The following is a 25,410-nucleotide window of genomic DNA, read 5'->3' as shown; positions in this document are numbered from 1 at the left end:
TGGGAAGCGCGTGCGCGTGCGGAGTCGGTTGATCGTGGCCGTCGCCGTGGTCGCCGCCGCCGTGATGGGGGCCGGGGCTCCCGTCGTCATCGGGGCCTCCGACCGCGTCGGGGAGTCGCAGACGCTCGTCGACGACGCCCAGCGGACCCAGAAGGCGCTCTCCCTGTCGTACGCGCTCGCGGACGAGCGGGACGAGGTCACCCGGTACATCGCGGCGGGCCGCCCCAAGGGCCAGGGCCTCAGCGAGGAGCGCGGGGCCCGGGTCGACCGGCAGGTCGACGAACTGCGCGTGGACGCGCCCGCCGCCCTGCGCAAGGACCTCGACGAGGTCGCCGCCGTCCGCCGCTCCGCCCTCACCGGCAAGGGTTCCGCCCTGGAGGCGCACACCGCGTACTCCCGCGCCATCCGTGAACTGCACTCCCTCGCCGAGGACCTGGCGGAGCGCATACCGCTGCGCGCGGGCTCCGGAGCGTACGCGCTCGCGGATCTGGACCGCGCCGTGGAACAGGCCTCCGCCGCGCGGGGCCTGCTGCTCGCCGCGCTCGCCGTGCCGCGCACCACGAACAGCCGGATCAACCCGGCCACCGGCCTGAGCGAGAACGTCGTCGGCCAGTCCGACGCCGCCCGCGCCCAGCGCGACGCGCTCAGCGCCGAGGGCCAGCGCGCCCGGGTGCGCGAACAGGCCGCGCTCGACGACTTCCACGACTCGGGCACGACCGCGTCCGTCGGCGCGTACGACTCCACCGTCACCGGCCCCGACGCCACCCGCGCCGAGGCGTACCTGAAGAACCTCGCCGACGCCCCGACGCTGAGCGAGACCGAACTCGGCTACAACACGAAGAACGTCGAGGACGCCCTCACCGCCCGCATCGACCTCATGCGCGGCGCCGAGGCCGCGCTCGGCGACCAGCGGATCAAGCGCCTGGAACAGCTGCGCGACGACGACGTCACGGCCCTGGAGATCCGGATCGCGCTGGTCGGCGCCTGCCTGCTCGTCGCGGTCGGCGTCGCCATGGCGACGGCCCGCTCGCTGACCCACCCGCTCGCCGCGCTGCGCATCGGCTCCGCGCGCGTCGCGGGCGATCCGGCCACCGAGGAACCGGTCAAGTACAAGGGCCGCAACGACGAGTTCGCCCAGGTCGTCGACTCCATCAACGCGCTGCACGCGCACGCCGTCGCGCTGGGCAGCCGCATCGGCACCCTGGAGTCCGACCGCAAGCACCTCGTCGGCGAGCGCCAGCGGATGGCCGACGAGCGGGACCGGCTGCGCGCCGAACTCGCCGACGCCGCCCGCAAGCTGGACCGCGTCAAGCACTCGATACACGGCACGTTCGTCAACCTGGCGCTGCGCACGCTCGGCCTCGTCGAGCGGCAGCTGGGCATCATCGAGGGCCTGGAGGAGCGCGAGCAGGACCCCGACCGGCTCGCCACGCTCTACAAGCTGGACCACTCCGCGACCGTCATGCGGCGGCACAGCGAGAACCTGCTGGTCCTCGCGGGCACCGAGCGCGGTCAGCAGCACACCGGCTCGGTGGCGCTCGTCGACATGGTGCGCGCCGCCGTCTCCGAGATCGAGCGCTACGAGCGGGTGCGCATCGCCGCGCTGCCGCCGCACGCCCACATCGCCGGATTCGCCGCCGACGACATCAGCCACCTCATCGCCGAACTCCTGGAGAACGCGACGTCGTTCTCGCCGCCGGACGCCTCCGTCGAGGTCTCCGGCTGGCTCCTGGAGAGCGGCTCCGTGATGCTCTCCGTGCAGGACGAGGGCATAGGGATGACCGACGACCGGATGCGCGAGCTGAACACGCGTCTGTCCTCGTTCACCGCCGAGGAGGCCCACGACCCGGAGGACGTCGACGGGTTCGGGCTCGGCCTCTACGTCGTCGCCCGCCTCGCGGTGCGGCACGGCGTACGGGTCCGGCTGCGCGAGCAGAAGCAGGGCGGGGTCGCGGCGGTCGCCGTGCTGCCCGCCTCGCTCTTCGCCGCGGCGCCCGCGGCCTCGGTGCCGCCCCCCGTCCTGGTCCCCGGCGCGGCGCCCGCGGTGCGGCTCGCGGGGTCCGAGGCGGAGGCCAACTCCAATGAGCTGTACGGCCGTACGGTGGCGGAGCCGCCGGCCGGCGACCCGCTGATCGAGGCGGCGGAGCACGCCGTGCGCGAGGCGGCCGAGCCCTCGACGGAGGCGCCCGCGGAGACGCCCATGGAATCGACCATGGCGCTCGGCACCCCCGTACCGCCGGAGCCGGAGCTGGAGTCCGAGCCCGAACCGGAGGCCGAGCCGGAGCCCGCGTCCGAACCCGTCGTGGCGCAGGAGTCGTCCGCCCCCGAGGAGGCCCTGGCCCCCCTCGCCCCCGAGGAGACCCCGGCCGCCCCCGCCCCCACGGCCGACCTCCCGCACCAGCGCCCGCCGCACGACGAGCAGGAACAGCCCGCCGCGCACCCCGAGCCCGAGCCCGAGCCCGCCCCCGAGGCCCGGCCCGAGCCGGCCGAGCGCGTCACCGCCAAGGGCCTGCCCAAGCGCACCCCGAAGGTGGCCGCCCCCGCCGCCGCTCCGAAGCCGCGCAGCGGCTCCGTCGACGCGGAGGCGCTGCGCCGCAAGCTGGGCGGGTTCCACCGCGGCGCCACGGAGGGCCGCCGCGACGTGACGGCCGAGCTCGCCGAGAACCCGAGACGTAAAAGAGAAGCCGAGGGGGACACAGCCGAGGAGGCAAGCAGTTGACTGCGCCCACCCCTGCACTCAACGGACTCAAGGGAATGAACGGGAACGGTCTCAGTAACGAGGCACGCAATCTGCACTGGCTCCTGACCGACCTGGTCGAGGAGGTGCCGGCGCTGCAATCCGTCGCGGTCGTCTCGTCCGACGGGCTGCTCCTGCTCTCCTCCGACCCCGGCCGGCACGCGGCCGCCGCGGACGCGGAGCAGAGCAGCGGCCCCAAAGGGTCCAGCGCCGACCTGGCGGCCATCGTCGCCGGGCTCGGCTCGCTGACCATCGGCGCCGCCAAGCTCATGGACGGCGGCGGCATCAAGCAGACGATGGTCGCGATGGACGAGGGCAGCCTCTTCGTCATGTCGATCAGCGACGGCTCGCTGCTGGGCGTGCACGCGTCCGCGGACTGCGACATGGGCGTCGTCGCGTACCACATGGCGCTCTTCGTGGGCCGTGCCGGGCACGTCCTGACGCCCGAACTCCGCAGCGAGCTGCGCCAGTCGATGGAGGCCACCCGATGACCCCCGGCACGCCGAGCAGTGCTCACAGTACGAACGGTGCCAGCAAACTCCCCACGCGTGGCGGGGACCGCAGGCCCGCCCGCGTGCGCCCCTACTCCCTGACGGGCGGCCGTACGCGCTTCGGCCATGTGCTGCTCGTCGAGACGTTCATCGCGAGCACCGCGGCGATCGAGGGGCCCGAGGAGCGGCCGGAGCTCGGCAAGGGCGGGCTCGCCGGCATCATGCCGGAGATGCGGGCCATCGTCGCGCTGTGCCGCCGGATGCGGACCGTCGCGGAGATCGCCGCGCTGCTCAAGATGCCGCTCGGCGTGGTCCGCGTGCTGCTCAGCGACCTCGCCGACCAGGGAAAGATCCGTGTATACGGAACAGGACACGGCCCCGGACAGCCGGACCGGGCGCTCCTCGAAAGGGTGTTGAGTGGACTCCGCCGCCTCTGAACTGCTCGGCGAACTGCCCATAGAAGAAGAGCAGTTGCAGGCCTGGCAGACGGACAGAACCCGGGCCCCCGTCGCCACGAAGATCATCGTGGCGGGCGGCTTCGGCGTCGGCAAGACGACCCTGGTGTCCGCCGTCTCCGAGATCCAGCCCCTCGAGACCGAGGCGCTGATGACCCAGGCGAGCGAGGACACCGACGACCTCACCGCGACGCCGGACAAGACGACGACCACCGTCGCCATGGACTTCGGCCGCATCACGCTCGACGACGACCTGGTCCTGTACCTGTTCGGCACGCCGGGCCAGCAGCGGTTCTGGTTCATGTGGGACGACCTGGTGCGCGGCGCGATCGGCGCTGTCGTGCTCGCCGACACCCGCCGTCTGAAGGACTGCTTCCCCGCGCTCGACTACTTCGAGAGCTGCGGGCTGCCGTACATCGTGGCCGTCAACCACTTCGACGGTTCGGAGGAGTTCGCGACCGACGACGTCCGCGAGGCGCTGACGGTGCCGCCGCACGTACCGGTGCTGATCATGGACGCGCGGCGCCGCATCGCGGCCATCGAGACGCTCTTGGCGCTCGTCGGCCACGCGCTGGACGTCACCCCCGAGTAGTCGCGGTGGCCGCGGTCGTCGCGCGTACGATCGGCAGCCGCCAGGCCCGCCCCCCACACACCACCATCAGCAGTTACGGCAGTTAAGGCAGTCTCATATGTCGCGGAAGATACTCGTCGTGGGAGCCGGCCAGTCCGGTCTCCAGCTCGCCCTCGGCCTCCAGACCCAGGGGTACGAGGTCACCCTGATGTCGAACCGCACCGCCGACGAGATCCGTTCCGGACGGGTCATGTCGACGCAGTGCATGTTCCACACGGCGCTCCAGCACGAGCGCGACCTCCAGCTCAACTTCTGGGAGTCGCAGGCGCCGAAGATCGAGGGCCTCGGTGTCTCGGTCGCGGCGCCCGGTTCGCACGACCCGGGCCCCACCCAGCGGGCCATCGACTGGGTCGGCCGGCTCGACGGCTTCGCGCAGTCCGTCGACCAGCGCGTGAAGATGGCGGGCTGGATGGACACGTTCGCGCAGCGCGGCGGCCAGCTGGTGATCCACGGTGCGGCGGTCTCCGACCTCGACTACTTCTCGCGCACGTACGACCTGGTGCTGGTCTCGGCCGGCAAGGGCGAGCTGGTCTCGATGTTCGGCCGTGACGCCGAGAAGTCCCCGTACACGGAGCCGCAGCGCGCGCTGGCCGTCGCGTACGTGCACGGGCTCGGGGTCCGCCCCGAGCACCCCGACTTCGACGCGGTCCGCTGCAACCTGGTGCCGGGGGTCGGCGAGCTCTTCGTGATGCCGACGCTCACCACGTCCGGGCGCGCGGACATCCTCTTCTGGGAGGGCATCCCCGGTGGGCCGGTGGACGCGTTCAAGGGCATCAAGGACCCCTCCGAGCACCTGGCGCTCACGCTGGAGCTGATGGAGAAGTTCACGCCGTGGGAGTACGCGCGCGCCACGAAGGTCGAACTGACGGACGCGAACGGCACGTTGGCCGGCCGGTACGCCCCGACGGTCCGCAACCCCATCGGTCGGCTGCCGGGGGGCGGGGCGGTGCTCGGCGTCGCCGACGTGGTCGTCGCGAACGACCCGATCACGGGCCAGGGCTCCAACTCGGCGTCCAAGTGCGCGGCGTCGTACCTCGCGTCCATCGTGGAGCACGGTGACAAGCCGTTCGACGAGGACTGGATGCAGTCGGCGTTCGACCGGTACTGGGACACGGCGCGGCATGTCACGAAGTGGACGAACACGATGTTGCAGGCGCCGCCGGAGCACGTGCTCAACCTGATCGGTGCGGGTATGCAGTTGCAGCCGGTGGCCGACCGTTTCGCCAACGGGTTCAACGACCCGTCCGACTTCGAGAACTTCTTCTACGAGCCGGAGAAGACGAATGCGTACCTCGGGTCGCTGACCAACGCGTAACCCCTCCGGGGGCTTTCGGACGACGGCGTTACGGCCTCGGAGCTCCGCCCCGGCCCCCGGCTGCTCAATCGCCGCAGGGGCTTCAATTGACCCCATCGAGCCCCTGCGGCGATTGAGCAGCGGGGTTCGGGGCGGAGCCCCGAGGGTGTCACCGGGTCGCCGCGTAGCCCGTGTCGTCGCCGTCCATCGCCCCGGAGGGGATCGGTGGGGGCTCGTAGGTGGGGAGCGGGGGCTCCTCGGGGTCGGGGCGGACCGCGCCGAGGAGGGGGTTCGAGGCGATGGGGGAGACCTTGACCCGGGTGCCGGGCCGCGGCGCCTGGACCACCATGCCGTCCCCCAGGTACAGCGCCACATGCGTGGCCTTGGGGAAGTAGACGACCAGGTCACCCGGGCGCAACTCCGACACCGGCACCCGCGGCAGCGTCGCCCACTGCTCCTGCGACGTCCGCGGAACGCCCCGCCCCGCCCGCGCCCACGCCTGCGACGTGAGCCCGGAACAGTCGAAGGACCCGGGCCCCTCCGCACCCCACACATACGGTTTGCCGATCTGCCGCACCGCGTACGCGAGCGCCTCCGCGCCCGCCTTCGACGGCGCCCTCCCGGCGGAGCTCAGCGCCCCGGACGCCATGAACGCCCGCTGCGCCTCCGCCGTCCCCTGCTCCTCCAGCCGCGCCAGCTCGGCGAGCTGCCCGGCGGTGAGCGAGGCCAGCAGCGCCTCGACCTCCCGCAACCGCTCGCGCACCGCGTCCCGGTCCTTCTTCTGCCGCTCCGCGACCCGCAGCCGCGCGTCCAGCGCCCCCCGCGCCCTCGTCGCCAGCGCGTCGGCCTTCTTCTCCCGGCCCACCAGCCGGTCCACGGTCGCCTGCTGCTCACGCGCGGCGCGCCGCAGCACACGGCCCTGGTCGAGCGCCCGCTGCGGATCGCGCGCGAGCAGCAGCCGTACGTAGGGGGAGATGTCGCTGCGGGCCTGGTACTGCTGGCGCGCCAGCCGCCCCGCGTCGAGGCGGCTGCCGGACAGCGAGGACCGCGCGGCGGCCAGCTTCCGCGCGAGGGCGTCCGCCTCCTCGCGGCGCTCCTTGAGCGTCTCCTCCGTCGCGTTGTACGTCTCGGTGGCCTCCTCGGCCTCCTGGTACAACCGCTGGAGGTCCGCGAGGAGTTCGGCGACCGAGCGTTCCCCGCCGGGTTCCGGGACGGGGGCCGGCGCCGCGCTCGCGGGCATCGGTACGAGCAGCGCCCCCGTGACGGCCACCGTGCACACCCACCGCACCAGCCTGCCTGACACCTGATCACCTCCGGTACGGGGCAACCCCTGTGCCCCGCACCGTGTACCTGAACAGAACGGCGCCCGGCCCACCCGTCGGGCTGCTCGCTTCGGCCCAACGCCGCCACCCGTCCGGTGCCCGCCCGGCGAGCCGCCTTTACGCCTCCGTGGACCCGCCGTCCGCCTTGGACCAGGGCCACCGAACGCGCCGCTCCGCCCGCCCGTCGGGCGCGAACACGTACCGCCACTTCGCCACGAGCCGGACGCCCTTCCCGCCGGGCTCGGCCTCCCGCAGGTACACGAGCACGGTGTCCGGACCGCCGTCGGCGCCCGGCACCGGCACCCGGTACACCTTGGGCGGATTCCCGGTGGCGGTCACGAGCACCGGCAGCACCCGCCCGTCGAGGGGCCCGCCCACAAAGGGAATGTCTTCGCTCTTCACCCCACCAGTGTCACGCAGCCCCGCCCGCGCCGGTCACGCGCACCCACGCGGTCGCGCACCCCCGTGCCGGGGCCGCCGCTCAGAGCAGATGCCCCGCCCCGGCCACCACCGGCAGCACTCGCCGCGCCAGCTCTCCCACCGGCCCCTCCGGTCCTTCCAGCGCGAGCGCGTACCGGACCACGTCCGCCGTCTGGGGGTCCCGGCCCGCCGTCGCCGTCAGGACCGCCATGAACTGGTCGACCAGTCCGTCGCGCAGCTCGTCCCGCGGCGGCTGCTTGCCCTCGTCGAGCCAGATCAGGGAGGCCGCCTCCACCGCCGTGATCCACATCCGGACGGTCATCCGCAGGCGCGGCCCCGGCACGGCCTGGCCGAGGTGGCTGAGGATGTGCTCGGCCGCGGCCCTGCGCACCCCGTCCACGATCGCCGTCGTCCGGGAGGTCTCCACCACGCTGCCGCCCTGGAGCAGCGCCGCGAACCCCATGTCGTGCTGGTCGACGAAGCCCAGGTAGCGGTCGAGCGCGCGGGTCAGGCGCGCGGTCAGCGGACCCTCGGGAGGCTCGGCGAAGCACTGCTCCAGGTCGTCGGCGGCGGAGCGCAGCGCGGCCTCGTACAACTGCTGCTTGCCGCCAGGGAAGTAGCGGTAGACGAGGGGACGCGAGACCCCGGCGACCTCCGCCACGTCGTCGAGCGAGACCTCCTCCGGCGCCCGGTGCGCGAACAGCGACAGCGCCGACTCGAGAAGCTGCGCGCGCCGCTCCTCCACACGGAGCCGTTTGTAGGCGGGCGTACCGGTGGCCGAGGTCATGCCCCGAAGCGTAACCGCCACCGCGCGCCTTCCGTCTAGGGCCTGTCGTTTGGACCAGGCCGGGCTCGCGGGGGCTGGCACGCACGCTCGCGGCGTTGTCGTCGGTTGCCGACGCTCCGCGTCGACGCCCTCCTCCGCCTTGCGATCGCACGCTTCCCCAAGCTCTCGGCTCCGCTCGAGCAGGGGAGACCCCATTGCCCCCGCTCCCTGATCCGGCCTGATCCAAACGACAGGCCCTAGGCCAGAAGTCCCGAGGACCGCCACATCCGGCGGCCGACGCCGCGCAGGACGCCGATGTCGTCGAGGAAGTCGGTCAGCCGCTTGGCGCCGGACTGCATGACCTCGCGGCGGTGGCCGCTGGCCTTGACCTGCGCCATCGCCTCCTTCTTGTCGAGGCCCACGTTCGCGTACACCTGCGGGTTGATGAAGGCCACCGAGAAGACCCGGGCGAACTCGCCCGACGTCAGCCGGGTGAACTCCTGCGACCAGCGCGGCGCCGTGACCATCTGGCGCCGCAACTCCTCGCGCGCGTACCGGACATGGCGCGCCTCCTCCACGACGTGGATGCGCGTCACGCCCCGGACCAGGGTCTGCACGCGCTCGTCGGGGAACGTCAGACGCTGCATCCAGTCGAGGACCTCCTCGCCGAGCAGCGTCGCCGTGAACGAGCCGGGTGTCGTGGAGATCGTCTTGAAGAGGCGACCGAGGTTGTGGTGGACGGGCGCCACCGGGTACCACGGCGTCTCGCCCCGCGAAATCAGACGCGCGAACATCTTCGAGTGCCGGCACTCGTCCTCGATCTCCGTGAGGGCGTACCGCACGTGCGCGCTCGTCGCCGCCTTGTCGTAGACGTGCCGGACCAGCAGCTGCATCAGGATCAGCTCGAACCAGATGCCGAGCGAGGCCAGCGCCGCCGCCTCGTGCTGGGAGAGGAGGATCCGCTGTTCCTCGCCCATCCGCTTCCACAGCGGGGTGTCGTACAGCGACACCAGCTCGGGCGGCCAGAACCACTTGCCCTCCTCGAAGGGCGCGTCCCAGTCCAGCTCCTCGTCCGGGTCGAAGGAGTGCTTGGCGGAGGACGCGAGCAGTCGCTCGGCCACCTGCTCCCGGTCCTTGAGCAGGCCGAGCGCGTCCCGCAGCCCGGCCAGCGCGTCGGTCTCCGTCATGGTCGTCATGGGGTCCCCACATCGTCGTACGGGTTACCTGTGGTCACGCCTGCATCCGTCCTTATGAGACTGCGCGTCAGCAAGCCCGTCAATCCCTTTCGCACGACTACGCACGACTGCGCACGACTTGTTGACCCCGCGTCTACCACCGTGTGAGCCTGCCAGCATGGCGACGCATGAGCTGTACACCAAGGCCCCGAACGGGTCCAACTGGCAAGTACCGTCCGCCAGTTCGGCCCGTCTCAGCTGGGAGTACGACGAAGGGCGCGACCGGCTCCTGTCCCTCTACCAAAAGGGCAAGGACAAGCAGTGGGACGGCGCCAAGCGCATCGACTGGGACCTGGAGGTCGACCCCTACGACCCCCTCGGCACCCCCGACGACGTCCTCGCCCTCTACAACACCCCGTACTGGGCGAAGATGAACGACAAGGACAAGGCCGAGCTGCGCAAGCACTCCGCCTCCTGGCAGTTCAGCCAGTTCCTGCACGGGGAGCAGGGCGCGATGGTGTGCGCCGCCCGGATCGTGGAGTCCGTGCCCGACCTCGACGCCAAGTTCTACTCGGCGACGCAGACCATGGACGAGGCGCGGCACGCGGAGATCTACGGCCGCTTCCTGCACGAGAAGCTCGGCATGCTGTACCCGATCAACGACAACCTCCAGTCGCTGCTCGGCGACACCCTGCGCGACTCCCGCTGGGACATGCCGTACCTCGGCATGCAGGTCCTCATCGAGGGCCTCGCCCTCGCCGCGTTCGGCCTGCTCCGCGACACCACCGACAAGCCGCTGCCCAAGCAGATCCTCGCGTACGTGATGCAGGACGAGGCCCGGCACGTGGCGTTCGGGCGGATGGCGCTGCGCGACTACTACAAGCAGCTCACCGACGCCGAACTGCGCGAGCGCGAGGAGTTCGTCATCGAGGGCTGCTACCTGATGCGCGACCGGCTGCGCGGCATCGAGGTCCTGGAGAACTTCGGCGTCCCCAAGGCCGACGCGGAGAAGTACACGGAACAGTCCGAATTCCTGGCCATGTTCCGCCAGTTGCTGTTCTCCCGCATCGTCCCGTGCGTCAAGGACATCGGCCTGTGGGGCAAGCGCCTCCAGCAGGCCTACGTCGACATGGGCGTCTTCGACATGGGCAACGCCAACCTCGACCAGCTCATGGCCCAGGACGAGGAGATCGCCGAACAGCTCGACGCGCAGCGCTTCGAGGCGGAGGAGCAGGCGCGGGTCGCGGAGGTGGACGAGGCCGTCAGGGCGGGCGCGGCGGACTGAGCGCACCGCATGCGATAGCTTCTGCGACGTGTCCACGCCACCTTCACCGTCGCCGCAGCAACCGGGCCCGTACGGGCAGCAGCCCGGCCCGTACGGTCCGCCGGCCGGCCCCTACGGCCAGCAGCCCCCGCCCTACGGTCCGCCGCAGCAGCCTCCCCACCCCGGCTTCCCGCAGCAGCAGGGGCCCCAGCCGTACCCCGCTCCGTGGGGCGCGCCGCCCCCTCCGCCGAAGAAGCGGACCGGGCTGATCGTCGGGATCGTGGCGGGCGTCGTGGTGCTGGCCGTCGCCGGGATCGGCGCGCTCGCCTACATCGGCAAGAGCGTGAACGACAGCTTCCCCGAGGCCGAGTACCGGCTGACGCTGCCGAAGACCGTCCTCGACGACGAGTACGAGCTGGCCCAGGACCTGTCCGCGTCGAAGGGCTCGCAGGTCGAGGAGGAGGCCGACGGGGCCTGGGACGCCAAGGACGTGAAGGCGGTCGTCGGGCAGTACACGCTCGGCGGCGACCAGAGCAGGGGCGCCCTCGTCGTCTCCGGGATGTACGGCCGCTTCAAGAACACCGACGAGGCCCGCGACAGCATGATGAAGGGCGCGAGCGAGTCCGAGAACGCCACGGTCGCGGTGCGGCCGAAGGACTTCCGCCCCGCAGGCGCCGACATCACCGTCACCTGCCAGGTCCTCACCCAGTCCAACGCGGGCAGCAGGGTCACCATGCCCATGTGCGCCTGGACCGACGACAACACCGGCGCCTCGGTCGCCGAGATCACCGCGCGGACCACGACGCAGGACCCCGAGGACGTCGACCTGGCAGCGGCCGCCGAGCGGGCCGTCGAACTGCGCGAGGAGCTCAGGCAGCCGATCGGCTGACCCCCCGGTGCCCGGCTCAGGAGTCCGAGTCGAGCACGGCCCGCATCACGGACCTGGCGATCGGCGCCGCACTCCCGCCGCCACTGATGTCGTCCCGGTTCGCGGCGGCGTCCTCGACGACCACCGCGACCGCGACCTCCGGCGTGGCCGCGTCCTTCTCCTTGGCGTAGGAGATGAACCACGCGTACGGCGTCCCCTCGTTGTTCTCACCGTGCTGCGCCGTCCCGGTCTTGCCGCCCACCGTCGCCCCGGAGATCTTCGCCCCGGTCCCGGTGCCCTCGGAGACCACGTCCTCCATCATCGTCTGCAACTGCGTCGCCGTGTACGGGGACATGGCCTGCTTGTACGTCTCGTTCCCGGTCTGCGAGACGGTGTCCCCGTCGCTCGTCGTGGTCCGGTCGACCAGGTGCGGCTTCATGAGCGCGCCCCCGTTGGCGACGGCCGAGGCGACCATCGCCATCTGGAGCGGCGTCGCCGCGGTGTCGTACTGGCCGATCGAGGAGAGCGCCAGCTGCGCGTCGTTCATGTCGGTGTCGAAGTTCGACTTCGCGGCGGTCATCGGCACGTCGATGCCGCTGTCGTTGAAGCCGAAGTTCTCCGACATCTTCACCATGTCGGAGAGCCCGGTGCGCACCCCGAGGTTGGCGAACACGGTGTTGCAGGAGACCCGCAGCGCGTACTCCAGCGTCGCGTCCTCGCACGCCGCCGACGAGGACTCGTTCGTCAGCTGCGTGGTGGTGCCGGGCAGCGTGTACGGGGACGGGGTGTCGGTCTCCGTGCTGATCCCGTCGACCACGCCGTTCTCCAGGACCGCGGCGGCGGTGACCACCTTGAACGTGGAGCCGGGCGGATACGTCTGGCGCAGCGCCCGGTTGAGCATCGGCTGGTCGTCGTCCTTGTTCAGCGCGGTCCACGCGTCGGTCGTGGTGGAGCCAGTGCCGGCGATCGTCCCGGGGTCGTACGAGGGGGTGGAGACCAGCGCCAGGATCTTCCCGGTCGCCGGGTCGAGCGCCGCGACGGCGCCCTTCTTGCCGCCGAGCCCCGCGTACGCGGCCTGCTGCGCGCGGGCGTTGATGGTGGTGCGCACATTGCCGCCGGGGTCCTGGGTGCGCGAGATCTCGTTCCAGAACGGGACGGGCGACAGCATCGGGTCGGTGCCGGAGAGGATGTCGTCCTCGGCGCTCTCCACGAACGTCGTGCCGTACGTCTGCGAGGCGTAACCGGTCACGGGCGCGTACAGCGGCCCGTTCTTGTACGTCCGCTCGTACCGCAGCGACTCCCCGGTGTCCTGGGAGCCGGTCACCGACTTGCCCTGTACGAGGATGTCGCCGCGCGGCTGGTCGTAACGCTGGATCGTGGAGCGGCGGTTGGCCGAGTTGTCGTCGAGGGACTCGGCCTGGAAGAACTGGACGCGGGCCGCGTTGATCAGCAGCGCGACCAGCAGGACCAGGCAGAAGACCGAGGCCCGGCGGATGTACTTGGTCACTTGGCGCCCTCCACGGTGTCCGAGGCGTGCTCCGGGGACTCGGGCAGCAACTGGCTGCGCGCCCGGTCACTGACGCGGATGATGATCGCGACGATGATCCAGTTGGTGACGAGCGACGAACCGCCCTGCGCGAGGAACGGCATCGCCATGCCGGTCAGCGGGATCAGCCCCATCACGCCGCCCGCGATGACGAACACCTGGAGCGCGACGATCGAGGCGAGCCCGATGGCGAGCAGCCGGCCGAACGGATCGCGCAGCGCGAGCCCCGCCCGGTAGCCGCGCTCCACGAGGAGGGCGTACAGCAGGAAGATCGCGGTGAGCCCGGTGAGGCCCAACTCCTCGCCCGCCGTGGCCAGGATGAAGTCGGACTTGGCGGCGAAGCCGATCAGGATCGAGTGGCCGAGGCCGAGCCCGGTGCCGAGCATGCCGCCCGCCGCGAACGCGAAGAGCGACTGGGCGAGCTGGCCCGCACCCTCGCCCGCGTCGATGGAGGCGAAGGGGTGCAGCCAGTCCTCGACGCGGCTGTGCACATGCGGTTCGAAGGAGGCCACGAAGAACGCGCCGACGGCCGCGAGGACCAGCCCGATGGCGATCCAGCTGCCGCGGCCCGTCGCCACGTACAGCATGATCACGAACAGTCCGAAGAACAGCAGCGAGGTCCCGAGGTCGGTCTCCAGGACCAGGACGCCGACGGTCATCAGCCAGATCACCAGGATCGGCGCGAACACCCGCATCGTCGGCAGCTGGAACCGCCAGATGCGCTTGCCGGTGTACGCCAGCGCGTTGCGGTTGGCCGCGAGGTAGCTGGCGAAGAAGATCGCGAGCAGGATCTTGGCGAACTCGCCGGGCTGGATGGAGAAGCTGCCGATCCGGATCCAGATCCGGGCGCCGTTCACGGCGGGGAAGAAGATCGGCAGGATCATCAGGACCAGGGCCGTGACCACGCAGATGTACGCGTACCGCTGGAGGACCCGGTGGTCGCGCAGGAAGAGCACGGTCAGGATGAACAGGGCCACGCCGAGCGTCGACCAGATCAGCTGCGTGGGCGCCGCCTGGTCGCTCGGGGTCTCCAGGTCGAGCCGCCAGATCAGCACCAGGCCAAGTCCGTTGAGCAGCACCGCGATCGGCAGCACCAGCGGATCGGCGTACGGGGCGCGGAAGCGGACCACGAGGTGCGCGACGAGCGCGAGGGCCCCGAGCCCGGCGCCGTAGCTCGCGGCGCCGCCCGGGACCCGGCTGTCCTTGGCCAGCCCGACGTCGATGTAGCCGTAGACGCTGAGCAGCACGGCCACCACGAGCAGGGCCAGTTCGGTGCCCCGGCGCCGGGGGACGCGTACAGCGGGCACCGAGGAGGGCGCGGACGTACCCGATCCGGTCATACCGGGAACGTAGCAAGTGAATACCAGATATCCGGTTATGTCGGCTCTGGCGGTTTACGGCAGTGCGGGTGTGGGTGCGGGGGGGCGTCAGCACCAGCGCGGCACGGCTCCGATGTTCGCGATGTACTTCGCCGAACCCCACGCCCACGTGCCGTCGGTGAGCAAATACCAGTACGAGTTGCCGCCGACGTTGCCGCCCGAGGTCTTGCAGAAGATCGTGACGACCGCCTTGTACGGCTCGGAGCGCACGACCTTCGCGCCGCGCGTCGGGGCGTCGCGCAGCAGCAGCCCGGACTTCGCCGTGACGCGGCCCTTGTAGATGGGCGGACGCTCGCCGGAGGCCGCGCCGCTGTCGGCGACGGCGGGTGCGGCGGCGGTGGTGACGAGGGCGGCGACGGCGGCGATGCCTATGCCGAGGCGGGCGGTGAGCGTCATGGGGATCCTCCTGGTGGGGCGGGGGAGAGGCGGAGAGGGGGCCGGTCGGACCGAAGGCGGTCCGACCGGAATATGCCGGTTTCCGGCTTTCACCCTAGAAGCGACACATAACGCACGCAAAAGGTCACTCTCCGCTACGGGGCTCCCGCCTCGCCCTCCTCGTACGGCAGCGTCAGCGTCGCCACCGCGCCACCGTCCGGCGCGTTCGTGAACTCCAGCCGCCCGCCCAGGACTTCGGCCTGTCCGAGCGCGATCGTCAGCCCGAGCCCGTGCCCGCGCGCCCCGCCTTCGGTGCGGAACCGCTGCGGGCCGTGCTCCACGAGATAGCCGGGATAGCCCGCGCCGTGGTCGCGCACCGTGATCACCGGCCCGTCCACGGTCAGGGTGACGGGCGCGGCGCCGTGCCGGTGCGCGTTCGCCACGAGGTTGCCGAGGACCCGTTCGAGCCGGCGCCGGTCCGTGACGACGCAGACGTCCCGCACGAGCTCCACCTCGGTGGCCGGCCCGGCGCCGTCCCGGGGCGGCTCGGACGCGGTTGGCCCGTCGGCCCCCGCCAGGCGGACCACCCGCTCGGCGACCGGGCCGAGCCACGTCGCGTCCAGGTCGAGGCGTTCGCTGCGCGCGTCGAGGCGGGAGATCTCCAGCAGGTCCTCGGTGAGCGTGCGCAGCGCCGCGACCCGGTCCCGCACCAGCTCCGTGGGCCGCCCCGGCGGCAGCAGCTCGGCGGCGGCGTGCAGCCCGGTCAGCGGCGTGCGCAGCTCGTGCGCGACATCGGCGGTGAACCGCTGCTCGGTCAGGATCCGGGCCTGCAACGAACCGGCCATGCTGTCGAGCGCGCCCGCGACGGCGGCCACCTCGTCCTGGTGCCGCCCCGGCTCCTTCGTCCGCGGATCGTCCACCCGCGCGTCCATGTCGCCCGCGCTGATCCTGCGCGCCACCCGCGCCGTCGCGTGCAGCCGCCGCGTCACCCGGGTCACCGCGAACGCGCCGACCAGCAGCGTCGCCCCGATCGCGAGCGCCGACGAGGTGAGGATCGCCCGGTCGAGCCCGTCGATGGTGCTCTTGCCCTGCGTGAAGTCCACCCGCACCGCGAGCGCCCGCCCCCGCTCACCGGCGCCGGTGGCCGCGGGGCCCGCCGCCCACACCGTCGGCCGCGTCCGGTCCGCGGAGACCATCGTGCCGCGCTGCCCGCGCGCGGCGAGGGCGCGCAACTCGCCCGGCAGCCCCGGCGGATCGAGGCCCGCGCCCGGCGCGAGCCGGCCCCCGGCCTCATACCGGCTGGTGGCGGACTTCAGCAGGGTGAGCGCCCGTTCGCGGGCCTGGCCCACCGTCCGGTCGGTGACCGAGACGTGCACGAGGACGCCGAGCAGCGCGGCGAGCGCGCAGCACATCACGGTGATGAACACGGCCGCCTTCCACGTCAGGGACGCGGTCCAGGCGGGCAGCCGCGGCAGCCGGGCCGTCACGAGCGGCTCGGGGCGGGGGAGTCGGACGGCCCGGGGCTGGAGCCGGTACTGGCGCCGGTGCCGGTGCGCAGGATCTCGTCGCGGGTGGGCAGCATCGCCTTCTGGTGCTCGTCGTACGACCAGGACGTCCGGTACTCGTAACCGGGCAGATCGGCGGCGGCCCGCACCACGATGTTCCGGCCCGCCAGATGCACGTTGATGACGGCGTCTTTGTCGTCCATGATCTGGGTCAGCCTCCCGCCGCCGTACGTGTACGTCTGCAAGTAGGCGAGGCGGCGCGGGGCCCGCACGGCGACGAGCAGATCGTCCCGGCCGTCGCCGGTCAGGTCCCGGTAGTACGCGTCGAGGACGGGACAGTCGTCGTCCCCGGAGTCGGGACAGGCGGCGACGGCGTCCGCGATGTCCTTGTAGTCGTCGGGTGCGGCGGCGATCCGGGCCCGCACGATCGCGACCGGGTCGGCCCGGCGCAGCGTCCCGCCCGGCACCTCGACGCCCTTGACCACGGCGGTCTCCCCGGCGCCGTAGTCGTCGGCGGCCCGCGTCGCGGCCGGCAGCGTCGGCCACAGCCGCTCGGGTCCGACGGCGGTCGGCGTCGGACCCGCGCTCTCCAGGCCCCCCGAGTCCCCGCAGCCGGCGCACAGGAGCGCGGCGGCGGGCACGGCGAGTGCCACGAGACCGAGGCGCCTGACCGTCACTGCACTCCTGCCTGCCGGGACGAACGGGATGAGGTGGCTGCTTTCGTCATCATGCCGGTCCTGCGGGCTTATTGCCCTGCGGCCGGGCTTGCTGCTCCCATGGTCGTGGGGTGATGGGGCATGAGCGGACTGCGCGTCATACCGACCTGGCGGCACGGCCAGGAGTGGCTCTACGTGTGCGGGGACGACGGCCGGAGCGTCGCCTGGTACGACCGGGACGCGGGCCGGGTCAACCTGCTCAGCGAGTCCCGCAGGGAAGACGTCCTGGACGTCCTGCGCCCCTTCGTCGTCGGCAGCGTCACCGTCGGCCCGCCCCCGGTGCCCACCCCCGCGGAACTGGCCGGGCTCGCCCTCCACCCCGACGACGACCTCGCGCCGAACCGGCCGGGGGAGGCCCTCATCATCTCCCTGGACCGCGACCCGGGACCGCAGCGCCGCCTGCGCACCGACCCCCGCCGCAAGGCGCTCGCCGCGCAGGTCCGGATCGGCGAGGTGCTCGACGTCCTGGAGGGTGCGGGCTGGCGGGTCCTGCACTCGGTACCGCTGCCCGGCGGCGCCCGCATCCACCACCTGCTGATCGGTCCGGGCGGCCTGTTCGCCCTGCACGCGCTGCCCGCGCGCGGACGCCGCGTGCGGATCGCCGACCCCTGGGTGACCACGGGCCGCGGCGAACCCCAGCCCCTGCTGCGCCGCCTGCGCGCCGACGCCTCCCGCGCCACGTTCGCCCTGACCGCGGAGGTCCGCGCGGCCCTGGCCCTGGTGTCCCCCTCGACGGTCGACATCCCCGCCCCACCCCGGGACGTCCACGTCTTCACCGACACCGACCTCCCCTCCCTCACCCACACCCCCGCCCTCCTCAAACCCGCCGACGTGGAAGCCCTCCACGCCATGGCCCGCACCCGCACCACCTGGACCCACGTCTGACCCGGCCCGCACTTCAAGCGTCTCCGGTGGCCGGTGGCCGGGGTGCCGACGCCTGAGACGCCGCGCCCACCCATTTCGAGCCCTTCCCGGCGCCCCACCTCAAGCCCGTCCGGCGCCCCATTTCGAGCCCGTCCGGCGACGCATCTCAAGCGCGTCCGGCGCCCCATTTCAAGCCCTTCCCGGCGCCCCATTTCAAGCCCCTCCGGCGATTGAGGAGCGGGGCCCGGGGCAGAGCCCCGCGACCGCAACGCCATCCGCCGCAACCCGAACCCCGCCGGACGGCTCACGGCACCACACCCCCCCGCCCCACCCCCATCTCCCGCAACAGATCCCCCGCCCGCCCCACCCGCTCAACCACATCCCCCACCAAGAACACCAACTCCTCCGCCCGCCGACACCCCTCCACCTCCTCCCACCCCACCGGCGCCGAAACCATCGGCACCCCCCGCGCCCGCACGGTGTAAGCCACCGCCGTCGTCTTCGCCGCCGCATTCTGACTGTGGTCCACGAACACCTTCCCCTCCCGCAGACTCCGCGCCATCCGGTGCACCACCAGCCCCGGCATCCCCGCCTCCGCCTCCCGCGCCAACCCCTTCGCGTACGCGCTCACCCGCTCCGACGCCGTCGGCACCACCGGCACCAGCAGGTGCAACCCCTTCGACCCGGACGTCTTCGCGTACGCCCGCAACCCGTCCCGCGCCAACCGCTCCCGCAGCCACAGCGCCACCTCACAGCACTGCACCACGTCCGCCGGCGCCCCGGGGTCCAGGTCGAACACGATCCGGTCCGCCTGCCCGGGGGCATCCGCCCGCCACTGCGGGGCGTGGAACTCGGTCACCAGGTTCGCCGCCCACATCAACGTCGGCAGGTCCTGGACGAGGATCTGCCGCGAGACCCCGTCCGACCGCTCCACCTCCGCCGTCTTCACCCAGGAGGGGGTGCCCGGCGGCACGTTCTTGGCGAAGAACCGCTGCCCGTCCGGCCCGTCCGGAAAGCGCAGGAAGGACACCGGACGGTCCCGCACCTGCGCGAGCAGCGGCTCCGCGACGGTCGCGTAGTAGTGCAGCAGCTCACCCTTGGTGAACCCGGAGGCCGGATACAGCACCTTCTCCAGGTTGCTGAGCGTGATCCGCCGTCCCTCTACTTCTGTGATGGGCGCCATACGGTAATACTCTGGCAATCACGTACGAAGCACCCATCAACCCACCAAACGGCGCGAACCGAGAACCGGGAGGCAAACCGTGCGCTCCATATGGAACGGCGCCATCTCCTTCGGCCTGGTCAGCATCCCGATCAAGCTGGTCAACGCGACCGAGAACCACTCGATCTCCTTCCGCCAGATCCACCTGGAGGACGGCGGCCGCATCCGCTACCACAAGGTGTGCGAGCTGGAGGACAAGGAAGTCACGAACGACGAGATCGGCAAGGGGTACGAGGACGCCGACGGCTCGATCATCCCGATCACCGAGGACGACCTGGCCCAGCTCCCGATCCCCACGACGAAGACCATCGACATCGTCTCCTTCGTGCCGGCCGAGCGGATCGACCCGCTCCAGATGGGCACGGCGTACTACCTCCAGGCCAACGGCGTCCCGGCCGCCAAGCCGTACACGCTGCTGCGCGAGGCGCTGAAGCGGAGCAACAGGGTGGCGATCGCCAAGTTCGCGCTGCGCGGCCGCGAACGGCTGGGGATGCTGCGGGTCGTCGACGACGTCATCGCGATGCACGGCCTGCTGTGGCCGGACGAGATCCGCTCCCCCGAGGAAGCCGCCCCCGACACGGACGTCAAGGTCCGCGACGCCGAACTCGACCTGGCGGACGCCCTGATGGACACGCTCGGCGAGGTCGACCTGGACTCGCTGCACGACGACTACCGGGACGCCGTCGAGGAGATGATCGCCGCGAAGTCCTCCGGCGACGAACCGGCCGAGCCCCGCAAGAAGTCGGACAGCGGCGGCGGCAAGGTCATCGACCTCATGTCGGCCCTGGAGAGCAGCGTCCGCGCGGCCAAGAAGGCCCGCAACGAGGGCGAGGACGCCAAGGTCACGGACCTCAAGTCCCGCTCCAGCACACCCAAGAAGAAAACAGCGGCGAAGAAGACGACCGCCAAAAAGACGACTTCGGCAAAGAAAAAGCCGACGCCCAAAAAGAAGACGTCGGCCTAACCTTCCCAGCCCCGTTCAAGCCCCTGCGGCGATTGAGCAGCGGGGCCCGGGGCAGAGCCCCGAGTCCGCAACCACGTCACCCGCCACCACGGAGCGGAGCGTCACCGCCCTCGTTTGAAGGCCCACTCCATCTTCGGCTCCATCACGAACCGGAACATCCGCTGCACGGGCGTCGTGCACAACACGGTGATCAGACTCGCCGCGAGCAGCGTCACCACGACCTGCCCCCACGGGGTGTGCACCCAGCTGACCTCGTACCAGTCCCAGAAACGGGACCCCTTGGCGACGAAGCCGTGCAGCAGGTAGCCGTACAGCGTGCCCGCGCCGAGCGCCGTGAACCACAGCTTGCGGCCCGGCACCCACGCGAAGAAGCACGCGGTGAGAATCACCGAACAGCCGAACATGGCCAGGGTCATGACGATCCCGGTCCAGCCGGGCGCGCCCAACTCCTGCGCGCTGTCCCGGTGGTACGTCCACGCCGCCGTCATGCGCGGAGCGGCCCAGTACGCGAACACCAGGGCGGCCGCGAACACCGGCACCGCGATGATCCGCGCCTCCTTGCGGCGCACCAACTGGAAGTGCTCCGGCTTCAGGCACAGACCGAGCACGAAGAACGGCAGGAACTGCAACAGACGCTGCATGTCCAGGTCGTCACCGATGCTCGGGGAGACGGAGGCGAGCGCGGCGATGCCGAGCGCCACCGGCAGCGGCCAGCGGATCGCCTTCCAGATCGGCGTGGAGAGCCGCCACACGAACAGCGACACCAGGAACCAGGTCAGGTACCAGGGGTCGAGCAGGCTGAAGTCGTAGCCCGGATCGTCACCCGCGTACCGCTTGAAGAGGGTGTAGAGAACTTCGAACACCACGTACGGCACGGCCACACCCGTGATCAGCCGCTTCAGCCGACCCGGGCTCGCGTCGAACGACCGCGAGAAATAACCGGAGATGACGATGAACGCCGGCATGTGGAACGTGTAGACGATGATGTAGAGGGCGGACGCCGCCCGACTGCCGTCGCGCAGCGGCTCCCAGGAATGCCCCATCGCGACCAGGACGATCGCCAAGTACTTGGCGTTGTCGTAGAACGCGTCACGCGCCTTGCCGGATTTCTTCGGCGCGGCGGCGGCCGGGGTGGCCGCCTGTCTCCCGGAGGGAGTGCTCGCGGGTGCGACGGCGTCCTGCTGCGCGGGCAGCGGGGCGCGATGAGCCGCGAGCTGTACCGGTTCGCTCACGATCCCTCCCGTTGGGAACCCCGACTGCCGGAAACGCATCTTCCTGGATTCGTGAGGTTCAAGTGGCTGCGAGACATCGACCGCACCGTAGTCATCCGGTGGTGCAGGAGTAAACCTGGATCGGGTCCGCGTGGCGGCTCTCACAGTTCTGAGCAGGAGTGACGATCACTCAGATGGTTTCCGCGCCGGTCTCCCTAACGAGAAGTCGACAACGGCCGAAATCGATCGCCGGGGGTCATCCGCCGAGCCCGCTCTCCGCGACGCGCAACAGCAGTCCGTGCAGCGTCTCGCACTCCTCCGCGTCCAGCGGTGCGAGCAGTTCGCCGGTCACCCGCAGCCCCGCCTCGTCCGTGCCGCGCAGGAAGTCCCGCCCCTCGTCGGTGAGGACCACGATCCGGCTGCGGCGGTCGCCGGGCGAGGCCCTGCGCTCGACGAAGGCGGCCTTCTCCAGGTCGTCGACCAGTCCCACGATCGCGCTCGGGTCGTAGCCGAGCCGCGCGCTCAGTTCGCGCTGCGGGGCGCCCTCGCCCGTGGCCAGGAAGCGCAGCACCGCGTAGTGCCGCAGGCGCAGACCGGACTCCTGGAGCGAGGCGTTGAACAGCTGTCCCGAGCGCAGCCCGAGCCGGTACAGCAGATAGCCCGTGTCGGCGTGCAGACCGCGCATCCATGGCTCGTGCGCGTCGATCGGGGCGGGGTCCATGCGAGCTCCAGGGTTCGGTGGTCCGGCGGTGCGGCCAGTCTGACGCATGCCGGGGTCGGCAACAACTATTGACGTCACCAATTATTGCTCTTAGCTTCCTTCTTGCCCTGCCCGTACGTGTCCGGTTCACCCGGCCCACCCCGCAGGGCTCGCCGACGAAGGGACCCCGTACGTGTCCATCGATCTCACCGGCAAGGCGGCCGTCGTCACCGGCGGCGGCCGCGGCCTCGGACTCGCCTACGCCCACGCACTGGCCGCCCACGGCGCCTCGGTCGTCGTCAACGACATCGACGAGACCCTCGCGCGGGCGGCCGTGGAATCCGTCCGGGAGGCGGGCGGCACGGCCGTCGCCGAGGTGGTCCCGGTCGGCACCGCCGAGGCCGCGGACCGCCTGGTGGCGCGGGCGGTGAGCGAGTTCGGCCGCCTCGACGTCCTCGTCACCAACGCCGGCATCCTGCGCGACAAGGTGCTGTGGAAGATGACCGACGACGACTTCGACGCCGTCGTCACGACCCACCTCAGGGGCACCTTCACCTGCGCCCGCGCCGCCGCCGTCCGCATGCGCGAACAGGGCGAGGGCGGCACGCTCGTCCTCGTCGGCTCGCCCGCCGGGCAACGGGGCAATTTCGGCCAGACGAACTACTCCGCCGCGAAGGCCGGCATCGCCGCCATGGCCCGTACGTGGTCGATGGAGCTGTCCCGGGCGAACATCACGGTCAACGCGATCGTCCCGGTCGCCGCCACGGCCATGACGGAGACGATCCCGGCCTTCGCCCCGTACGTCGAGGCCCTGCGCGGCGGCGAACCGCTGCCGTCCTTCCTGCGCAAGGGCGAGGGCTTCGGCACCCCGGAGGACTGCGCGGCCCTCGTTCCCTTCCTCGCCTCGGACGCGGCCCGCTCCGTCACCGGCCAGGCGATCGGCATCGGCGGCGACCGCCTCACCCTCTGGTCGCACCCGCAGGAGATCCGGTCGGCCTACGCGGACGGGGGCTGGACCGCGGACGCACTCGCCGAGGCGTGGCCTACGTCGGTCGGCGCCGAACTCCAGACGGTCGGCATCCCGGCCCCGAAACTCCCGGGGGAGTGACAGCCATGAACATCGACGAACTGACGGCGATCGATGTCCACACCCACGCGGAGGTGTCGTCGAAGGAGAAGGGGAGGTCCTCCCTCGACGACGACCTCCACGAGGCCTCGTCCGCGTACTTCAAGACCGAGGGCAACCGGAAGCCGACCCTTGAGGAGATGGCCGCCTACTACCGCGAGCGCCGGATGGCCGCGGTCGTCTTCACGGTCGACGCCGAGTCCGCGACCGGCACGCCGCCGGTCCCCAACGAGGAGGTCGCCGAGGCCGCCGCGGCGAACCCCGATGTCTTCATTCCCTTCGCCTCGATCGACCCGTTCCGCGGCAGGGCGGGCGTGAAGCAGGCCCGCCGCCTGGTCGAGGAGTACGGAGTGAAGGGCTTCAAATTCCACCCTTCGATCCAGGCCTTCTTCCCCAACGACCGCGCGGTCGCCTACGACCTCTACGAGCTGATCGAGGAAACCGGCACCATCGCCCTGTTCCACACCGGCCAGACCGGCATCGGCGCGGGCGTCCCGGGCGGCGGCGGCATCCGCCTGAAGTACTCCAACCCGCTGCACGTGGACGACGTGGCGGCCGACTTCCCGCACCTCAAGATCATCCTGGCGCACCCGTCGTTCCCCTGGCAGGACGAGGCCCTCGCCGTCGCGACCCACAAACCCGGGGTGCACATCGACCTCTCCGGCTGGTCCCCGAAGTACTTCCCGCCCCAGCTGATCCAGTACGCGAACTCGCTGCTCAAGGACAAGGTCCTCTTCGGCTCCGACTACCCGGTGCTGACACCCGACCGCTGGCTCGCCGACTTCGCGAAGCTCGGGATCAAGGACGAGGTGCGCCCCAGGATCCTGAAGGAGAACGCGGCCCGCCTGCTGGGACTCACCAAGCCCTGAAGGGGATCGATCGCTATGCGCAACGAGGGACTGGGGTCATGGCCCGCCCGCCGAGCCCGCAAGACCCCGCACCGCACGGCCCTGATCCACAACGGCACCACCCACACCTACGCCGCTCTGCACGACCGCACGACCCGCCTGGCACACGCCCTGCGCGCCCGGGGCGTGCGCCGCGGCGACCGCGTCGCGTACCTCGGCCCGAACCACCCCTCGTACCTGGAAACGCTGTTCGCGACGGCCGTCCTGGGCGCGGTCTTCGTCCCGCTCAACACCCGCCTGTCGCCCTCCGAACTCGCCTACCAGATACGGGACTCGGGAGCGGGAACCCTCCTGTACACGGGTAATGCGGAATCCGCCCGAGAGCTCCCGACCCCGCTCACGCTCGAGGCCGAGGGGGAGACGTACGAGACCCTGCTCGCGACGGCGCCACCGGAGCCGATCGACGAGAAGGTCACCGGCGACGACGTCTGCCTGATCATGTACACCTCGGGCACCACGGGCCGCCCCAAGGGCGCCATGATCACGCACGCCAACATCACCTGGAACGCGATCAACGTCCTGGTCGACCACGACCTGGTCGCGGACGAGGTCGCCCTGGTCTCGGCGCCCCTGTTCCACACGGCGGGCCTGAACATGCTGACGCTGCCGGTGCTGCTGAAGGGCGGCACCTGCGTCTTGTCACAGGCCTTCGACCCGACGGAAACGCTCGACCTGATCCCCCGCCACGGAATCACGTTCATGTTCGGCGTCCCGACCATGTTCGACCTGCTGACCCGCCGGCCGGAGTGGCCGACCGCCGACCTCTCCTCGCTGCGCCTCCTGACCTGCGGCGGCGCCCCCGTCCCCCTGCCCCTGATCGCGGCGTACCAGGAACGCGGCCTCACCTTCCTCCAGGGCTACGGCATGACGGAGGCGTCCCCCGGCGCCCTCTTCCTCGACGCGGAACACGCGGTGAGCAAGGCGGGCTCGGCCGGGGTGCCGCACTTCTTCAGCGACGTACAGGTGGTGGGACCGGACCTGACGCCGGTGGAAGTCGGCGAGACCGGCGAGGTACTGGTGCGCGGCCCACACGTGATGCCCGGCTACTGGGGCCTGCCGACGGAGACGGAAGCGGCCTTCTCCGACGGCTGGTTCCGCACGGGGGACGCGGCCCGCGTGGACGCCGACGGCTACGTCACCATCGTCGACCGTTTCAAAGACATGATCATCTCGGGCGGCGAGAACATCTACCCCGCCGAGATCGAAGCGGCCCTCCTCGCCCACCCCGACGTGGCGGAGTGCGCGGTGATCGGCGTCCCCGACGAGAAATGGGGCGAGGTCCCCCGAGCGATCGTCGTCCCACGCCCCGGCTCGACCCCCGACCCGGCCACCCTCCTGGCCTCCCTCACGGACCGCCTGGCCCGCTACAAGATCCCCAAATCCCTGACGCTGACGCACGAACTGCCCCGCACGGCCTCAGGAAAACTCCTCAAGTCCCGCCTCCGGGAAACCTACGCACAGAACGCCTGAC

The 25,410-nt window shown here is 71.3% G+C and carries 24 protein-coding genes; 12 read left to right on the top strand and 12 right to left on the bottom strand.

What is annotated here, in order from left to right; translation table 11 throughout:
* Positions 1 to 34: 34 nt before the first annotated feature.
* The 5 genes from ACYBSK_RS31145 (at position 35) to ACYBSK_RS31125 (ending at position 5,629) form a co-directional block, all read left to right on the top strand.
* On the top strand, positions 35 to 2,719 hold the full coding sequence (locus ACYBSK_RS31145; RefSeq protein WP_460244106.1) for a sensor histidine kinase: 2,685 nt from the start codon (positions 35 to 37) through the stop codon (positions 2,717 to 2,719).
* A gap of 35 nt (positions 2,720 to 2,754) precedes the next feature.
* A complete protein-coding gene (locus tag ACYBSK_RS31140; RefSeq protein WP_457480589.1) occupies positions 2,755 to 3,228 on the top strand; it encodes a roadblock/LC7 domain-containing protein in 474 nt (157 codons plus the stop codon).
* A complete protein-coding gene (locus ACYBSK_RS31135) occupies positions 3,225 to 3,665 on the top strand; it encodes a DUF742 domain-containing protein (protein WP_457480588.1) in 441 nt (146 codons plus the stop codon). The genes ACYBSK_RS31140 and ACYBSK_RS31135 overlap by 4 nt, the downstream gene beginning before the upstream one ends.
* Entirely contained in the window at positions 3,646 to 4,275 is a 630-nt protein-coding gene (locus ACYBSK_RS31130; RefSeq protein WP_457480587.1) for a GTP-binding protein, read from the top strand. Before ACYBSK_RS31135 ends, ACYBSK_RS31130 begins: the two co-directional genes overlap by 20 nt.
* Before the next feature lie 97 nt (positions 4,276 to 4,372).
* Positions 4,373 to 5,629, top strand: coding sequence for a styrene monooxygenase/indole monooxygenase family protein (locus ACYBSK_RS31125; RefSeq protein ID WP_460244105.1), 1,257 nt, complete (start codon positions 4,373 to 4,375; stop codon positions 5,627 to 5,629).
* 148 nt (positions 5,630 to 5,777) lie between these two features.
* On the opposite strand, the gene ACYBSK_RS31120 is transcribed toward ACYBSK_RS31125, so the two are convergent.
* From ACYBSK_RS31120 to ACYBSK_RS31105, 4 genes are all read right to left on the bottom strand, one after another.
* The gene (locus tag ACYBSK_RS31120; RefSeq protein WP_460244104.1) at positions 5,778 to 6,911 is read right to left on the bottom strand and encodes a C40 family peptidase; all 1,134 of its coding nucleotides are present in this window, start codon (positions 6,909 to 6,911) and stop codon (positions 5,778 to 5,780) included.
* A 136-nt stretch (positions 6,912 to 7,047) separates the two neighbouring features.
* Complete coding sequence (locus ACYBSK_RS31115) at positions 7,048 to 7,332, bottom strand: hypothetical protein (protein ID WP_457480584.1); 285 nt, start codon at positions 7,330 to 7,332, stop codon at positions 7,048 to 7,050.
* Positions 7,333 to 7,411: 79 nt separating this feature from the next.
* Positions 7,412 to 8,137 (bottom strand): TetR/AcrR family transcriptional regulator, encoded by a 726-nt coding sequence (locus ACYBSK_RS31110; RefSeq protein WP_457480583.1) that lies wholly within the window; start codon positions 8,135 to 8,137, stop codon positions 7,412 to 7,414.
* Between the two features lie 236 nt (positions 8,138 to 8,373).
* On the bottom strand, positions 8,374 to 9,312 hold the full coding sequence (locus ACYBSK_RS31105) for an AurF N-oxygenase family protein (protein WP_457480582.1): 939 nt from the start codon (positions 9,310 to 9,312) through the stop codon (positions 8,374 to 8,376).
* A gap of 157 nt (positions 9,313 to 9,469) precedes the next feature.
* Here ACYBSK_RS31105 and ACYBSK_RS31100 point away from each other — a divergent pair, with 157 nt between their 5' ends.
* Together ACYBSK_RS31100 and ACYBSK_RS31095 are read left to right on the top strand one after the other, a co-directional pair.
* Positions 9,470 to 10,576, top strand: a complete 1,107-nt coding sequence (locus tag ACYBSK_RS31100; protein WP_457480581.1) for a ferritin-like domain-containing protein — start codon at positions 9,470 to 9,472, stop codon at positions 10,574 to 10,576.
* A 28-nt stretch (positions 10,577 to 10,604) separates the two neighbouring features.
* Entirely contained in the window at positions 10,605 to 11,444 is an 840-nt protein-coding gene (locus ACYBSK_RS31095) for a hypothetical protein (RefSeq protein WP_460244103.1), read from the top strand.
* 16 nt (positions 11,445 to 11,460) lie between these two features.
* On the opposite strand, the gene ACYBSK_RS31090 is transcribed toward ACYBSK_RS31095, so the two are convergent.
* The 5 genes from ACYBSK_RS31090 to ACYBSK_RS31070 form a co-directional block, all read right to left on the bottom strand.
* Positions 11,461 to 12,930, bottom strand: a complete 1,470-nt coding sequence (locus ACYBSK_RS31090; RefSeq protein ID WP_460244102.1) for a peptidoglycan D,D-transpeptidase FtsI family protein — start codon at positions 12,928 to 12,930, stop codon at positions 11,461 to 11,463.
* Entirely contained in the window at positions 12,927 to 14,309 is a 1,383-nt protein-coding gene (locus ACYBSK_RS31085) for an FtsW/RodA/SpoVE family cell cycle protein (RefSeq protein WP_457480578.1), read from the bottom strand. The genes ACYBSK_RS31090 and ACYBSK_RS31085 overlap by 4 nt, the downstream gene beginning before the upstream one ends.
* An 87-nt stretch (positions 14,310 to 14,396) precedes the next feature.
* Complete coding sequence (locus tag ACYBSK_RS31080; RefSeq protein WP_457480577.1) at positions 14,397 to 14,744, bottom strand: SH3 domain-containing protein; 348 nt, start codon at positions 14,742 to 14,744, stop codon at positions 14,397 to 14,399.
* A gap of 134 nt (positions 14,745 to 14,878) precedes the next feature.
* Complete coding sequence (locus ACYBSK_RS31075; protein WP_460247134.1) at positions 14,879 to 16,135, bottom strand: ATP-binding protein; 1,257 nt, start codon at positions 16,133 to 16,135, stop codon at positions 14,879 to 14,881.
* 71 nt (positions 16,136 to 16,206) lie between these two features.
* Complete coding sequence (locus tag ACYBSK_RS31070; protein WP_460244101.1) at positions 16,207 to 16,905, bottom strand: hypothetical protein; 699 nt, start codon at positions 16,903 to 16,905, stop codon at positions 16,207 to 16,209.
* A gap of 120 nt (positions 16,906 to 17,025) precedes the next feature.
* Between ACYBSK_RS31070 and ACYBSK_RS31065 the strand changes: the two genes are divergently transcribed.
* Positions 17,026 to 17,829: a nuclease-related domain-containing protein gene (locus tag ACYBSK_RS31065; protein WP_460244100.1), complete on the top strand. Its 804-nt coding sequence runs from the start codon at positions 17,026 to 17,028 to the stop codon at positions 17,827 to 17,829.
* A gap of 283 nt (positions 17,830 to 18,112) precedes the next feature.
* Here ACYBSK_RS31065 and ligD read toward each other — a convergent pair whose 3' ends face one another.
* Complete coding sequence (gene ligD / locus ACYBSK_RS31060) at positions 18,113 to 18,991, bottom strand: non-homologous end-joining DNA ligase (RefSeq protein WP_460244099.1); 879 nt, start codon at positions 18,989 to 18,991, stop codon at positions 18,113 to 18,115.
* A gap of 79 nt (positions 18,992 to 19,070) precedes the next feature.
* On the opposite strand from ligD, the gene ku reads away from it, so the two are divergent.
* The gene (gene ku, locus ACYBSK_RS31055) at positions 19,071 to 19,994 is read left to right on the top strand and encodes a non-homologous end joining protein Ku (protein WP_460244098.1); all 924 of its coding nucleotides are present in this window, start codon (positions 19,071 to 19,073) and stop codon (positions 19,992 to 19,994) included.
* 101 nt (positions 19,995 to 20,095) lie between these two features.
* On the opposite strand, the gene ACYBSK_RS31050 is transcribed toward ku, so the two are convergent.
* Positions 20,096 to 21,226 carry an acyltransferase family protein gene (locus ACYBSK_RS31050; RefSeq protein ID WP_457480572.1) on the bottom strand — a complete coding sequence of 377 codons (1,131 nt, stop codon included), beginning with the start codon at positions 21,224 to 21,226 and terminating at the stop codon, positions 20,096 to 20,098.
* A gap of 235 nt (positions 21,227 to 21,461) precedes the next feature.
* A complete protein-coding gene (locus tag ACYBSK_RS31045) occupies positions 21,462 to 21,926 on the bottom strand; it encodes a MarR family winged helix-turn-helix transcriptional regulator (RefSeq protein ID WP_460244097.1) in 465 nt (154 codons plus the stop codon).
* Between the two features lie 172 nt (positions 21,927 to 22,098).
* Here ACYBSK_RS31045 and ACYBSK_RS31040 point away from each other — a divergent pair, with 172 nt between their 5' ends.
* Genes ACYBSK_RS31040 through menE form a run of 3 tightly spaced genes read left to right on the top strand, consistent with a single transcriptional unit; the run spans position 22,099 to position 25,409 of the window.
* A complete protein-coding gene (locus tag ACYBSK_RS31040) occupies positions 22,099 to 23,013 on the top strand; it encodes an SDR family NAD(P)-dependent oxidoreductase (RefSeq protein ID WP_460244096.1) in 915 nt (304 codons plus the stop codon).
* Between the two features lie 5 nt (positions 23,014 to 23,018).
* Complete coding sequence (locus tag ACYBSK_RS31035; RefSeq protein WP_460244095.1) at positions 23,019 to 23,900, top strand: amidohydrolase family protein; 882 nt, start codon at positions 23,019 to 23,021, stop codon at positions 23,898 to 23,900.
* Between the two features lie 15 nt (positions 23,901 to 23,915).
* Positions 23,916 to 25,409, top strand: coding sequence for an o-succinylbenzoate--CoA ligase (menE, locus tag ACYBSK_RS31030; RefSeq protein ID WP_460244094.1), 1,494 nt, complete (start codon positions 23,916 to 23,918; stop codon positions 25,407 to 25,409).
* The last annotated feature ends 1 nt before the right edge of the window (position 25,410 follow it).

It is taken from the genome of Streptomyces sp. BYX5S, assembly GCF_054724165.1.
Note: the sequence above shows the minus strand (reverse complement) of the source record. Positions and strands in the feature narration are given on the sequence as shown.

Bases quoted from the DNA above. Each gene is read 5' to 3' on its own strand.
- ACYBSK_RS31140 (WP_457480589.1), top strand. From the start codon at position 2,755: ATGAACGGGAACGGTCTCAGTAACGAGGCACGCAATCTGCACTGGCTC.
- ACYBSK_RS31135 (WP_457480588.1), top strand. From the start codon at position 3,225: ATGACCCCCGGCACGCCGAGCAGTGCTCACAGTACGAACGGTGCCAGC.
- ACYBSK_RS31125 (WP_460244105.1), top strand. From the start codon at position 4,373: ATGTCGCGGAAGATACTCGTCGTGGGAGCCGGCCAGTCCGGTCTCCAG.
- ACYBSK_RS31110 (WP_457480583.1), bottom strand. From the start codon at position 8,137: ATGACCTCGGCCACCGGTACGCCCGCCTACAAACGGCTCCGTGTGGAG.
- ACYBSK_RS31105 (WP_457480582.1), bottom strand. From the start codon at position 9,312: ATGACGACCATGACGGAGACCGACGCGCTGGCCGGGCTGCGGGACGCG.
- ACYBSK_RS31100 (WP_457480581.1), top strand. From the start codon at position 9,470: ATGGCGACGCATGAGCTGTACACCAAGGCCCCGAACGGGTCCAACTGG.
- ACYBSK_RS31085 (WP_457480578.1), bottom strand. From the start codon at position 14,309: ATGACCGGATCGGGTACGTCCGCGCCCTCCTCGGTGCCCGCTGTACGC.
- ACYBSK_RS31080 (WP_457480577.1), bottom strand. From the start codon at position 14,744: ATGACGCTCACCGCCCGCCTCGGCATAGGCATCGCCGCCGTCGCCGCC.
- ACYBSK_RS31075 (WP_460247134.1), bottom strand. From the start codon at position 16,135: ATGTGCTGCGCGCTCGCCGCGCTGCTCGGCGTCCTCGTGCACGTCTCG.
- ACYBSK_RS31065 (WP_460244100.1), top strand. From the start codon at position 17,026: ATGAGCGGACTGCGCGTCATACCGACCTGGCGGCACGGCCAGGAGTGG.
- ligD (WP_460244099.1), bottom strand. From the start codon at position 18,991: ATGGCGCCCATCACAGAAGTAGAGGGACGGCGGATCACGCTCAGCAAC.
- ACYBSK_RS31045 (WP_460244097.1), bottom strand. From the start codon at position 21,926: ATGGACCCCGCCCCGATCGACGCGCACGAGCCATGGATGCGCGGTCTG.
- ACYBSK_RS31035 (WP_460244095.1), top strand. From the start codon at position 23,019: ATGAACATCGACGAACTGACGGCGATCGATGTCCACACCCACGCGGAG.
- menE (WP_460244094.1), top strand. From the start codon at position 23,916: ATGCGCAACGAGGGACTGGGGTCATGGCCCGCCCGCCGAGCCCGCAAG.